Raw genomic sequence first — 12,098 nt, 5'->3', positions numbered from 1 at the left:
TATTTAAATCTGTGCATCGTGCTTTCCGAAAATCGTTCACGATTTCCGGGCCGATGCGAGCGCCCAGGCAAGATAAGGCGCACCGACCAAAGCTGAGAAAAGGCCCAGCGGTAACTCATAAGGGAAGGTCGCATTGCGCGAACCAAGATCGGCGATCACCATCAAAAGCGCGCCCAGCACGGCTGATGCCACGACATGCGACTGAGCCTGATCAAAGCCCATACGGCGCGTCATATGCGGTGCCATCAGCCCCACGAAACTCAAAGGGCCGACGAGAAGCGATGCGGCGGCACTGGCAATTGCGGCAAGCAGGATCGTCAATATCCGTGCAGACCGCACCGGCAAACCAAGTGAGACTGGAATCGTCTGCCCCAACGGCAGGATGGTCAGCCAGCGGGATGCGAGCAATGCCAGCCCAATCACTGTGAATGTCAGCACGACAAGGAAAAGCGAACTTTCCGGCGTTGCCGTTGCCGATGACCCGCTGAGCCAGGCAAGAATCTGCCACGACCGCTGATCGCCGATCGAGAGGAAGATGCTTAATATGGCAGATGCGAGCGAACCGACCGAAATACCGGCCAGAAGCAAACGGGCAGATGACAGCCTTCTGCGGCTCGCAAAGCTCAACACAACCAGCATGGCAATCAGCGCACCAAAGGACGCGCAAAGCAGCAATTGCGCATTATTGGGTGCGGCGAAAATTGTCAGTGCTAAAGCAAAGCCTATTCCTGCTCCGCCACTGACGCCGATTACTTCCGGGCTTGCCAGCGGGTTGCCGGTTAGTCGCTGAAGGACCGCGCCCGCCATTGCAAGCAGACTCCCTGCGGCAGCGGCTGCCAGAAGGCGCGGCCAGCGCAAAGGCAAGATATCGCGAAGATTGTCGCCTGTCAGAAGCAACCAGCCTTCCGGCGTGCGCGCAAGCGCAAGAGCGAGAAAAGCTGCGACCAGCAGAGCGATGAGCATCAAGCCAAGTTTGGCATTTGAAGCACGTCTGAAAACCTGTGCAGATGAGGATTGGTGCGATCCTGTCGAACGCACACGCGGAATGAGCCAGAGCAGCAAAGGCCCGCCGATCAGCGCGGTAACTGCGCCTGTCGGGAAAGTCTCACCCAGATTTGCGCCGAAAACTTGCACCGCTCCGTCGCAGATCCAGAGAAGAACGGCACCAGCAAAAGGTGACGCCAGCAGGATTGAACCCGGCTTTCTGACCCCGAAGCCACGGACGATTGCAGGGGCAGCCAGACCGATAAAACTGACAAGCCCGACACTGGCCGCAACGCCGGCACTCAGCACCACCGCAACAGCCACGACCGCAACGCGCAGCCATGCCAGCGGAACACCCAGCGAGCGCGCGCTGCTATCGCCAAGGCCTGCAAGCGTCAGCGGACGGCTCAGCATGATTGCGGCAATGAGGCAAACAAGGAATTGCAAAGCAAGGGCGACTGTCGATGACCAGTCCTGCTGGCTCAGCGAACCGCCATTCCATGTCACAAGCGACATGAGATACTGACCCTGCGATAGCGTCATCGCGGCGGAAATCGCACTGCATGTCACACCGATCAGAAGACCGGACACGACCATCGTCACCGGCTCAAGCCGACTGCGCCAGCCGAGCAGAAACACGATTGCGGTCGCAACACCAGCACCCGAAAGCGCCACCGCCCAGCGAAACTGGTCAAGCACTGTCGGGAAGAACAGCGTTGCCGTAACGATTGCCAGCTGCGCGCCCGATGACACACCAAGCGTCGATGGATCGGCAATCGGGTTGTTGAGCAAACGCTGCAGCAAAGCACCCGCCAGCCCCAGTGCTGCACCGGCAAAAATCGCAACGGAAGCACGCGGAAACAGCGCATAGGCCAGAATGACCTGCTCGGTGCTCATGTTTTGCGGATTAAACGGCAGCGAAGGCCATTGTGCAAAAGGCAAAAACGCGTTGGCGTTCCAGAGAAACAGCCCAAGAGCGATCATAACGCCGATTACAGCGCTTGAAATCAGTCCACCACGGGTCACAGGAATGCCTCGCCGCTTGCCTGCAACGCCCGGCTCAGAAGCCGTGCAAATCGCAATCCGGCGGTCAGTCCGCCATAGGGATTGATGTTACCCACCATATAGACACGACCGTCACGGACAGGTTTGAGCGATTGCCAGATCACGCTGTTGCGCAGGCTGTTGCGCGATTCAACTGGAATATCCGAGATAATGATGATGCGCGCATCAGGATTTGCTGCCAGATTTTCCAGCGGAACGGGGGCCGCAAATGTAAAGCGCGAGCGATCCGTCCAGGCGTTTGGCAGACCAAGCCGTTCCAGCACGTCACCAAACATGCTGTCATTGCCGAAAGCGCGGAAATGGCGCGCATCACCAATATTGATGAGGTAGGTCGGGCGCGATGCAAAAGGTTTCAACGTCTCTTTGGTCTCGGCAATAAACTTCGCCTGAGCCTCAATAACACTTGATGCTTTGGCGCTGAGTTCAAGCTTATCGCCCAGCGCCGTTACAGCTTGCAGCGACTTCTCATAAGGCCCCTCGCCGCGCACATAAAACGGCAACGACATGATCGGCGCTATCGATTTCATCGCCTCTTCATGCCGGGTATAAAAAGGGGAACTCAGGATCAGATCAGGCTTGAGCAGATAAAGCAGCTCGAAATTCGGCGAACCACGCAGACCGAGATCGACAACCGAAGCAGGCAATTGCGGCTCAACCGCATCTTCACGAAACCGGATCAGCTCTGTTGCTGCAATCGGCGTGACACCCAATGCCACCAGACATTCGAGCATGGCCCAATCGATTGCCGCAATACGCGGAAATGGATTGGCGCGCGCCACATTCGGCAAAGCCAAAGCCGCCAAAAGGCCAAGGGCTTTCCGGCGGCTGATTTTAGATGCAGAGACTATCGATCCGCGTTGCGGGCCTGTTACCATGTAAATGTCAGCTTGCTCATATAGGTTCTGCCGTCACCATAGTTACATCCGAAAGAACTGCAACTTGCGACATACTTCTTGTCCGCAATATTCTTGATATTGAGCGACGCCCTGATGTGATCCTTCTGATAGTGGATTGCAGCATCGGCGAGGGTCACGCCATCAAGATCAAGCGTATTCCCTGTATCGCCAAAACGCTGGCCAAGATAACGCACGCCGCCACCGACGCCAAATCCTTCAAGCACGGAACCTTCCTGGAAGGTGTAATCAAGCCAAAGGCTGGCTGCATGTTCCGGCACGTTCGGTGGACGATTTCCGTCATCCTTGCCGCTTACGATTTCGGCCTTCATATAGGTGTAGGCTGCACGCAGATCGAGGCCTTGGGCAAGGCTGGTCACACCTTCAAGCTCAAGCCCCTTAACCTGAATTTCGCCGATCTGTTCAGTCGTGGAACCGGTTCCGCCCGGCAGCGGAACGCTGATTGGCACATTCTGCTGGCGCAGATCATAAACCGCTGCCGCAAAGTAACCATCCCAGCCATTTGGCTGATATTTTACGCCTGCTTCCCACTGCTTGCCGGTCGTTGGCTGCAATACACCTGCGGTTGCCGAAACTGCTACAGGTTCAAACGAAGTCGAATAGCTGACATAAGGCGCGATGCCGTTGTCAAACACATAACCAAGGCCCGCACGACCGGTCAGTTTCTCATCATCCTGATCAAGCGGGCGAGGTGTATTGGTATTGCGATTGGTCGAGGTGCCGCGGGTCGAAGCCCAATCCTGACGCAGAGCGAAAGTCGCGCGCCAGTTTTCATAGGCCAGCTCGTCCTGCGCATAGATACCGACCTGCGTCATGCGGGAATCGACAAGCGTGTTAACGGTCGGCTTCGCGGTCAGGTACTTGATCGGCCCACCATAGACAGGGTTGTAGGCATCAAGTGTGGTCGCACTCCAGAACTGCGTTCCGGCACTGTTGTCGAAATAGCGATAGTCGACACCGACAAGAAACTTGTGCTCGACCGGACCTGTATCGAACTCGGCGACCAGATTATTATCGATATTGAACGTGTTCAGGCGTTCGTTCTGAACTGTGGCCGTGCGGTTGATCGTGCGGCCGTCCTTTGCGAGACCGGTCGATGCCATGCCAAGCGCCGTATAATCCCAGCGTTGATTGGTGTAACGCGCGTTCTGCCGGAAGGTCCATGTTTCGTTGATGCGATGTTCAAGCTCATAACCGAGATTGACGACATTGCGGCTTGAATCGTCATAGCTTGGATCGCCAACATAGAAGTCGCGTGGCAGACTGTAATCGGTCGCGTTCAATGTGAGCTGTGCAGGCAAGCCCGAAGGTGAGCTTGGATTGTCATGCTGGAAGCTGGTGAGAATGGTAAGCTTGGTATCTTCATCCGGCTTCCATGTGAAAGCGGGCGCGATGAAATAGCGATCATTGTCGAGATAGTCAGTCTGTGTGCCAGCTTTGCGCACCATGCCCGTCAGGCGATAGGCAAACTGATCACTTTCCGCGACAGGACCGCCAAAATCGAAATAGGTGCCATAGGTGTCATAGCTGCCAGCCTGAACACCGATCTCGCCAAACTTCTCAAACGTCGGGCGCTTGCTGATCATATTGATCAGGCCACCGGGATTACCCTGACCGAACATCACCGAAGCAGGTCCGCGCACCACTTCGATACGTTCAAGCATATAAGGATCAACCGCCGAGGCACCTGCAGTGCGCATCAGGCGAAGACCGTTTAAGAACTGCACCTGACGGCCATCAAAACCACGGATCAGCGGTGAATCAAAGCGCGGGTCGGAACCATAGGGTTCGGAAACCACACCCGGCGTATAGCCAAGCGCTTGCCCAAGGGTTTGCGCATCCTGCGCTTTCAACTGGTCAGCCGTAATGACCGAAATAGACTGCGGGGTTTCAACCAGCGGTGTGCCGGTCTTGGTCGCGCTGATGCTTGTTCTGGCAACATAGCCTTTGACGGGAGCGGTTGGATCTTCCGAACCGCTATTCACAACAATCGGTGCAAGCACGGTGGGGCTTGCTGTTTCCTGCGCATGTGCTGCAACGATGGCAGCGAAGGTTGTGCCGGAAAGAATGACGACCGATAATGCGTGGCGGTTTCGGGCCAGGATTTTCACTTTGATCCCCTCAAGGTTTAAACTGGACCCCATTAATCATCTTTTCGTAATCTATCCAATAATTCAAGGGCGTATTTTTCATAAGTTTGAGTTATGTTAATCAAAATCGCCATAGTTTTGAATTATTCAAAGAAACAACCATGCCGGAACAGCGCAGCAAGCTCCTTACGTCCAAATCCTTTGAACTCCGACATCTGCGTTATTTCTGCGCGCTGGTTGAGGAGAAGAACTTTGAACGGGCAGCTGCAAAACTTGGCATTGCCCAACCGGGTCTCAGCCAGCAGATCATGGCGCTGGAAACCATTCTCGGTGCGCCGCTTCTTGATCGCTCGCGACGCGCCGTTCAACTGACGCAATCAGGCGAAGTGCTTTATCGCGAGGCCGTCAAAATACTCATGCAGGTCGATGCGACGATGATTGCGGTCAACCGTGCCGGGCGTGGTGAAATCGGTCAGATTTCCATCGGCTATGTCGCCTCTGCCGCCTATTCGGGCGTGGTGTTCGAGACCATTCGCAAGTTCAAGCAGGAATATCCCGACGTTTCGGTCAATCTGGTCGAGATGGAACTGCGGATGCAATTGACGCGCATTTCCGAAGGGCTTCTCGACATGGGTTTTGTGCGCTGGCCCGCGCTTCTTCTGCCGGGGCTTACCAGTCTTGTGGTGAGAAAGGAGCCACTTGTTGCAGTTCTCAGCGAAACGCACCCGCTGGCGCATCAAGCTACCATCGAGCTTCAGTCACTCAAGGATGAAATCTTCATCACCCCGCGTCAGCCAGCCGATATCGGCTTTCACGGTACAACAATAGAAGCCTGTCACAGCGCAGGCTTCGAACCCAACATCAGCGCTCAAGCACTTGATTTCACTGAAATTGCGAGCCGCGCATCTATCGGGATGGGCGTGGCGCTTGCGCCAAAATCCTTGAGTGCTGTGGGCTTGCCCGGCATTCGCTATATCGATGTTGCAGGCATTTCCACCACGTCCGACGTGGCACTGGCTTTCCGTAAAAGCGAGGCATCGCAGGCGGTTAAGAGTTTCATCGCCATGTGCCGACGCATGGGGCTCTAAAGATTGCCATGCTCCAGAATGAACTCCACAACCTCCTGCACGCCCTTGCCGCGATGCAGATCGGTAAATCCATAAGGACGCTTGCCACGCATCCGCGCAGCATCGCCATTCATGATATCGAGATCCACATGAACATAGGGCGCAAGATCGCTCTTGTTAATTACAAGAAAATCGGACCGCGTGATACCCGGTCCGCCTTTGCGCGGTATTTCCTCGCCCTGACAAACGGAAATTACGTAAAGCGTCAGATCCGCGAGATCGGGCGAAAATGTTGCTGCAAGATTGTCACCACCAGATTCGATGAAAACGATATCCAGATCGGGAAACCGCCTGTTCATCTCGGCAATCGCCTGAAGATTGATTGAAGCGTCTTCGCGGATCGCCGTGTGCGGACACCCACCTGTCTCCACACCCATGATGCGATCTTCGGACAAGGCCTGATGTTTGGCGAGAATGAGCGCATCCTCCCGCGTGTAAATATCGTTTGTGATGACCGCAATGGAATATTTCTCGCGCAAGGCCTTGCAGAGTTTTTCCGTTAAAGTCGTCTTTCCCGAGCCAACGGGGCCACCGATACCAACGCGCAAAGGTCCGTTTTTCTGTGTCATGAGCGGAAAAGCCTCGAATGCTGTGTTTCATGTTTCATGGCCATGATTTCAGCAAGAAATGTTGCCGAACCAAGGTCATCCAATGTGGATTGAGCAGCCCTTGCAGCCGTCGTAACAAGCGTTGGCTCCATCGCTGCCATCAGGCTTGTGACGCCCGTTTGCCCGGTAACAGAAAGCCGGATGGATGCTTGCAGAAGATTGATGCAAAAAGCCTGAAGGTAGGCGCTCAGTGCCAATCCCAGCGGAATGCCGTGCGCGCCCGACACGGCACCCACCGCAACAGGATAAGCGCATTCAGACGGCAGGCGTCTGAAAATTGCATGATCCCAAGCTTTGGCAGCCATCAGAAATGCCGAGCCTTGCAACATGGTTTCCATGTGCCGTTCGTGTGAACCTGCCAGTGCTGCACCAAGCTCCGCCACGCCCTGAAGATCGCCACCTGAAACGGCCTGTCGCCAGCTTTCTGCAAACAGGACAGCATCATTCCAGCCCGATCCATAATTGATGAGCGATTGCAGCCATGTTTGCAGGCCTTCAACGTCCGTCACCAGACCATCATGAACCGCACGTTCCAGCCCATTGCTATAGCTGAACGAACCCACCGGAAAGACCGGCGAAAGCCAGGCCATCAAGCGCAGCAATGCAACGTTCTGATCAGTCGTGATCGTGGTGGTGATGGTCATGGTGGTGATGCTGGTGATCATGTGCGGAATGTCCGCCCGAATAGGCTCCACGCAATGGGCTGAAGATTTCAACGGTATCCATGACTTTGGCGCCAAGCCCTTCGAGCATCGCCTTGATTACGTGATCCCGCAGAATGAAGATGCGATCCGGTTCAATCTGTGCAGCGAGATGTCTGTTGCCGATGTGCCATGCAAGCTCCGCAATATGGAGTGCATCGCGACCGCGAACCTCATAAAGCGCCTCTCGAGCGGCACGAATTTCGATCTCGCGCCCATCTTCCAGCACCAACCGGTCGCCATGGTCGAGCACCACCGGCTCTGCAAAATCCAGAAAGATTTTCTCACCATCTTCAAGTGCTATGGCTTTGCGACGCAGATGGCGCTCATCGCGTTCGAGGATTGCATGGCCTGCCGGGACAGCATCGATCACTTCATGAGCGCGGATTATCGATTTTACTTCTATCATTTCAAACCTTCAAAACAGGAAGTAGCGTTGTGCCATGGGGACGACATCGACCGGCTCGCAGGTCAAAAGCTCGCCATTGGCCCGCACTTCGTAGGTTTCTGGATCAACCTCCATCTGCGGCATCGCATCGTTCAAAATCATCGAACGCTTGCCAATGCCACCGCGCGTATTTTTGACCGCAACCATCTGCTTGTCGACGCCAATCGACTCCCGCAAACCGGCACTCATCGCGGCTTCAGACACAAATGTTACTGAGCTGTTGGTACGCGCCTTGCCGAACGAGCCGAACATTGGCCTGTAATGCATGGGTTGCGGCGTAGGGATGGAAGCATTCGGGTCGCCCATCGGTGCGGTCGCAATCCAGCCGCCAAGCAATACGAAATCTGGCTTTACACCGAAGAATGCCGGATTCCACAACACCAGATCGGCGCGCTTTCCAACTTCCACCGAACCAATCTCATGCGACATGCCATGCGCAATTGCCGGGTTGATCGTATATTTCGCAACATAGCGACGGGCACGATAATTATCATTGCCTGGTACATCCTCAGAGAGTGCGTCTCGTTGCCGCTTCATCTTGTCGGCAGTTTGCCAGCAGCGAATAACCATTTCGCCGACACGGCCCATGGCCTGACTGTCTGATGAGATGATGGAGAAAGCACCCATGTCATGCAGAATATCTTCGGCGGCAATCGTTTCCTTACGGATGCGACTTTCAGCAAAGGCAATGTCTTCAGGAATGGAGGGCGACAAGTGATGGCAGACCATCAGCATGTCGAGATGTTCGGCCACCGTATTGACCGTATAAGGCCTTGTGGGGTTGGTCGAAGCAGGCAATACGTTCGGATACTGGCAGACGCGTATAATGTCGGGTGCGTGCCCGCCACCTGCACCTTCGGTATGAAATGAATGGATCGTGCGCCCTTTGAAAGCAGCAAGCGTATCTTCAACAAAGCCCGATTCATTGAGCGTGTCGGTATGGATTGCCACCTGCACATCAAACCGGTCCGCGACAGCAAGGCAATTGTCGATAGAGGCCGGGGTCGTTCCCCAATCCTCATGCAGTTTCAGACCGCACGCACCAGCAAGCACCATTTTCTCCAGTGCGCCTGGCAAGGATGCATTGCCCTTGCCAAACACGCCGAAATTCATCGCCATGCCGTCAAATGACTGGATCAGACGGGCAATGTTCCATGGTCCCGGGGTGCAGGTGGTGGCAAGGGTGCCATGTGCAGGGCCAGTGCCGCCACCGACCATACAAGTGACGCCCGAGTTCAAAGCTTCTTCCACCTGCTGCGGTGAAATGAAATGGATATGTGAATCAATAGCACCCGCAGTCAGGATACGGCCTTCGCCTGCAATGATCTCCGTGCCGGGGCCTATGATAATCGTCACACCCGGCTGCGTATCAGGATTGCCGGCTTTGCCGATGCCTGCAATACGCCCGTCGAGCAGGCCGACATCGGCCTTATAAATGCCGGTGTGATCAAGGATCAGCGCATTGGTGATGACAGTATCCATCGCGCCTTGCGCGCGCGATAACTGGCTTTGCCCCATACCATCGCGGATAACCTTGCCACCACCGAACTTAACCTCCTCACCATAGACGGTTAGGTCTTTTTCGACTTCGATAAACAGCTCCGTATCGGCAAGCCGAACCTTGTCTCCGGTGGTCGGGCCGAACATCTGCGCATATGTGGCGCGACTAATTCTGGCTGGCATGGGATTCCCCTTTTTCCTGGATTAGAGCCTGCCCATGACAAGCTGACGGAAGCCATAAATCTCGCGTTTTCCACCAATCGGCACCAGCGTCACATCACGCTCCTGTCCCGGCTCGAAACGAACTGCAGTTCCGGCTGTAATATCGAGCCTGAAACCACGCGCCTGCTCGCGATCAAAAGACAACGCTGCATTGACCTCGTAGAAGTGATAATGGCTGCCCACCTGGATCGGGCGATCACCGGTATTGGCCACTTTGAGGGTGATGGTCGGCTGGCCCTGATTGAGCTCTATGTCGCCATCAGCGGTAATGATTTCTCCGGGTATCATCGCATCACCTCATCCGGCCATCAGCATGAGGCCGCCAAGAGCCGTCGCGCCACCCGCAACACGCAGAGCAATGCGCCCGTTTTTCCCCGTCATCATGCGCCCGGCTGTGAGCCCCACGCCAATACCTGCCGCATGGAGCAGGATCGTCGCCAGCGCAAAACCCGCACCATAGGAAAGGAAAGCCGCTCCACCAATTTCACCGCCATGGGCATGACCATGGAAGAATGCGAAGAAGCCAACGATCATGGCGCTGACTACAGCCGAGACCGGAAGCGCCAAAGCTACCAGAAGACCAATCACGACTACTGAAGCGAGGATAACCGGCTCGACAAACGGTACCGGAACCCCCGCGAGGGCCGCAACAAACCCAAGCAGCATGACACCGACAAAGGCGGCAGGGACAGCAAACAGCGCCCGCCCGCCAAGCATTGCAGCCCATAGACCGACTGCCACCATCGCCAGTATATGGTCAGCCCCTGAAATCGGGTGCGTGAAACCCGCCGCGAACGAACCATGCTCGGCAGGGTTAAGATGCGCAAAGGCCGGGTTTGCTGTGAGCGCCATCGCTGTTGCCACAAGAAATATCGATTTTCTCATTATCAATCCCTCTATTATAGCATTTCCCGCAAAATTGCGGAGCGCGCTTTGCGTCGGATAATGCGTAAAAACAAACAGTTACAGCGGTTTCAATGATTCATTCTTAACTGGAACCGCTGCATGTCTTCCCGCTTCAGCGAATTGGTTCATGCACGGTGACGAGCTTGGTGCCGTCAGGAAAGGTCGCCTCGACCTGAACATCGTGGATCATCTCAGCGACACCTGCCATTACCTGCTCACGCGTAATCACATGGGCTCCCGCTTCCATGAGGTCGGCGACGGAGCGCCCATCTCTTGCGCCCTCAACGACGAAATCGCTAATCAGAGCAATCGCTTCCGGATGATTAAGCTTCACACCGCGTTCCAATCGGCGGCGGGCGACCATGGCGGCCATAGCGATTAGGAGCTTATCTTTTTCTCTTGGCGTTAAATTCATGATCCTGTTCCAAATCGTCCTGCATAAAACCTGAGCTCGCGCTGGGTTTAAATTGACCAAACTTTAGGCAGTTGTGCCTTTCCATTAAGCAGCGTCAGCAGAGGCACCAACCGCTTGCGAAGCGAATAGCTGTCCGGCGCCATAAGCCGGATCAAAAGCTTCGCAACGCCAGCAGTCTCGGTGATGCTGCATCCCCCATCCTCACCCACAACCGTTCGGGCTTTATCGAGGTGGCGTTCTGGCTGCTTTCCAATCATCAGGATTGTCGCTATCGCCAAAGCACCATCGGTTACCGCACGGCTGTTCAATTGCGCGGCCACATCGGGGCCAATGCAGAACTCTTCGGCGTGAACCAGCCGGTCTCCAACCCGCACGCGCCAGCGATCTCGAAACTGCGCTTGCTCGACGCTTTCTCCCATTGCAAGCCGTCCGAAAACCGTTGTTTCCACCAGCAGCAGTTCAGCACTTGCAGCCATTTCTATCTCCAGCCTCCGCGATAGCGCCGACTGGTTGAACAGAATGGTTTCCTGTGGGAGCCATGCAAGACGTGTGTCGTCTGCAAGCTTGATACTTGTGGTGATGCGAGCCTCATCATCGCTCGCGCGATAGATACGTTCGCAGGCTTGGCTCGTGATGATAGCTGATGTGTTTTGGGCCAGTTCCATCTGCCAGTTCAGGCGATCACCGCCAGTTAAACCGCCCGATGTGTTTATGAGGATAGCCTCAAGAGGATCAGTTGCAGCCCGTGGCATACGGATTTTTGCAGCACCCTCCTGATAAAGCTCTGCAATTCGGGTACGACCATCCTTGAACTGAAGCGATAATCGCCCAATCCCGTTAACGCGCTGTGATGAAAGCGCCCTCAGCTGCTGGTTTGCTGCCGTCATATTCCCGATCATGCTTTCGCCTTGTCGTGTTTAAGGAAGCGAATTTCATGCCAAGAGAGCTGGCCAAGAGAGCTGGCCAAGGGGACTACACCTCACATTACAGCGGTTCCAGTTAAGATTGGATCGTTGGAACCGCTGTAGCTGGTTGTTTTTATGCATTATTCGACGCAAAACCGCTTCGCGCTTTTGCTGGCAATGCTATAAACAAAAAACCCCGCTTCATATTTGAAA

General features: G+C 55.1%; 12 protein-coding genes. 1 reads left to right on the top strand and 11 read right to left on the bottom strand.

Annotation, left to right across the window (positions count from 1 at the left end):
* Positions 1 to 36 precede the first annotated feature (36 nt).
* Genes fhuB through ABWV94_RS09775 form a run of 3 tightly spaced genes read right to left on the bottom strand, consistent with a single transcriptional unit; the run spans position 37 to position 5,107 of the window.
* Complete coding sequence (gene fhuB, locus ABWV94_RS09785) at positions 37 to 1,968, bottom strand: Fe(3+)-hydroxamate ABC transporter permease FhuB (RefSeq protein WP_353413542.1); 1,932 nt, start codon at positions 1,966 to 1,968, stop codon at positions 37 to 39.
* A gap of 38 nt (positions 1,969 to 2,006) precedes the next feature.
* Entirely contained in the window at positions 2,007 to 2,924 is a 918-nt protein-coding gene (locus ABWV94_RS09780) for an iron-siderophore ABC transporter substrate-binding protein (protein WP_064321391.1), read from the bottom strand.
* On the bottom strand, positions 2,918 to 5,107 hold the full coding sequence (locus ABWV94_RS09775; RefSeq protein WP_079213202.1) for a TonB-dependent siderophore receptor: 2,190 nt from the start codon (positions 5,105 to 5,107) through the stop codon (positions 2,918 to 2,920). Before ABWV94_RS09775 ends, ABWV94_RS09780 begins: the two co-directional genes overlap by 7 nt.
* Before the next feature lie 107 nt (positions 5,108 to 5,214).
* On the opposite strand from ABWV94_RS09775, the gene ABWV94_RS09770 reads away from it, so the two are divergent.
* A complete protein-coding gene (locus ABWV94_RS09770; protein ID WP_064321389.1) occupies positions 5,215 to 6,141 on the top strand; it encodes a LysR family transcriptional regulator in 927 nt (308 codons plus the stop codon).
* Here the strand turns inward: ABWV94_RS09770 and ureG are convergent.
* The 8 genes from ureG to ABWV94_RS09730 all read right to left on the bottom strand — a co-directional run bounded on the left by ureG (position 6,138) and on the right by ABWV94_RS09730 (position 11,867).
* Complete coding sequence (ureG, locus tag ABWV94_RS09765) at positions 6,138 to 6,749, bottom strand: urease accessory protein UreG (RefSeq protein ID WP_113497732.1); 612 nt, start codon at positions 6,747 to 6,749, stop codon at positions 6,138 to 6,140. The genes ABWV94_RS09770 and ureG overlap by 4 nt on opposite strands.
* Positions 6,746 to 7,432, bottom strand: coding sequence for an urease accessory protein UreF (locus ABWV94_RS09760; protein WP_112814635.1), 687 nt, complete (start codon positions 7,430 to 7,432; stop codon positions 6,746 to 6,748). The genes ureG and ABWV94_RS09760 overlap by 4 nt, the downstream gene beginning before the upstream one ends.
* The gene (gene ureE, locus ABWV94_RS09755; RefSeq protein ID WP_007877169.1) at positions 7,404 to 7,898 is read right to left on the bottom strand and encodes an urease accessory protein UreE; all 495 of its coding nucleotides are present in this window, start codon (positions 7,896 to 7,898) and stop codon (positions 7,404 to 7,406) included. Before ureE ends, ABWV94_RS09760 begins: the two co-directional genes overlap by 29 nt.
* 9 nt (positions 7,899 to 7,907) lie before the next feature.
* On the bottom strand, positions 7,908 to 9,620 hold the full coding sequence (gene ureC, locus ABWV94_RS09750; protein WP_353413443.1) for an urease subunit alpha: 1,713 nt from the start codon (positions 9,618 to 9,620) through the stop codon (positions 7,908 to 7,910).
* Positions 9,621 to 9,641: 21 nt separating this feature from the next.
* Positions 9,642 to 9,947, bottom strand: a complete 306-nt coding sequence (locus ABWV94_RS09745; RefSeq protein ID WP_353413441.1) for an urease subunit beta — start codon at positions 9,945 to 9,947, stop codon at positions 9,642 to 9,644.
* 9 nt (positions 9,948 to 9,956) lie between these two features.
* Positions 9,957 to 10,544: a HupE/UreJ family protein gene (locus ABWV94_RS09740; RefSeq protein ID WP_353413439.1), complete on the bottom strand. Its 588-nt coding sequence runs from the start codon at positions 10,542 to 10,544 to the stop codon at positions 9,957 to 9,959.
* Between the two features lie 133 nt (positions 10,545 to 10,677).
* On the bottom strand, positions 10,678 to 10,980 hold the full coding sequence (locus ABWV94_RS09735) for an urease subunit gamma (RefSeq protein ID WP_007877174.1): 303 nt from the start codon (positions 10,978 to 10,980) through the stop codon (positions 10,678 to 10,680).
* A gap of 47 nt (positions 10,981 to 11,027) precedes the next feature.
* Entirely contained in the window at positions 11,028 to 11,867 is an 840-nt protein-coding gene (locus ABWV94_RS09730; RefSeq protein ID WP_353413539.1) for an urease accessory protein UreD, read from the bottom strand.
* Positions 11,868 to 12,098 lie beyond the last annotated feature (231 nt).

The sequence above is a fragment of the Brucella sp. NBRC 12953 genome, assembly GCF_040369775.1.
Classification (GTDB): domain Bacteria; phylum Pseudomonadota; class Alphaproteobacteria; order Rhizobiales; family Rhizobiaceae; genus Brucella; species Brucella pseudogrignonensis.
Note: the sequence above shows the minus strand (reverse complement) of the source record. Positions and strands in the feature narration are given on the sequence as shown.

Bases quoted from the DNA above. Each gene is read 5' to 3' on its own strand.
- ureC (WP_353413443.1), bottom strand. From the start codon at position 9,620: ATGCCAGCCAGAATTAGTCGCGCCACATATGCGCAGATGTTCGGCCCG.
- ABWV94_RS09760 (WP_112814635.1), bottom strand. From the start codon at position 7,432: ATGACCATCACCACCACGATCACGACTGATCAGAACGTTGCATTGCTG.
- ABWV94_RS09745 (WP_353413441.1), bottom strand. From the start codon at position 9,947: ATGATACCCGGAGAAATCATTACCGCTGATGGCGACATAGAGCTCAAT.
- ABWV94_RS09775 (WP_079213202.1), bottom strand. From the start codon at position 5,107: ATGGGGTCCAGTTTAAACCTTGAGGGGATCAAAGTGAAAATCCTGGCC.
- ABWV94_RS09740 (WP_353413439.1), bottom strand. From the start codon at position 10,544: ATGAGAAAATCGATATTTCTTGTGGCAACAGCGATGGCGCTCACAGCA.
- ABWV94_RS09730 (WP_353413539.1), bottom strand. From the start codon at position 11,867: ATGACGGCAGCAAACCAGCAGCTGAGGGCGCTTTCATCACAGCGCGTT.
- ABWV94_RS09735 (WP_007877174.1), bottom strand. From the start codon at position 10,980: ATGAATTTAACGCCAAGAGAAAAAGATAAGCTCCTAATCGCTATGGCC.
- ureG (WP_113497732.1), bottom strand. From the start codon at position 6,749: ATGACACAGAAAAACGGACCTTTGCGCGTTGGTATCGGTGGCCCCGTT.
- ureE (WP_007877169.1), bottom strand. From the start codon at position 7,898: ATGATAGAAGTAAAATCGATAATCCGCGCTCATGAAGTGATCGATGCT.
- ABWV94_RS09780 (WP_064321391.1), bottom strand. From the start codon at position 2,924: ATGGTAACAGGCCCGCAACGCGGATCGATAGTCTCTGCATCTAAAATC.
- fhuB (WP_353413542.1), bottom strand. From the start codon at position 1,968: ATGATCGCTCTTGGGCTGTTTCTCTGGAACGCCAACGCGTTTTTGCCT.
- ABWV94_RS09770 (WP_064321389.1), top strand. From the start codon at position 5,215: ATGCCGGAACAGCGCAGCAAGCTCCTTACGTCCAAATCCTTTGAACTC.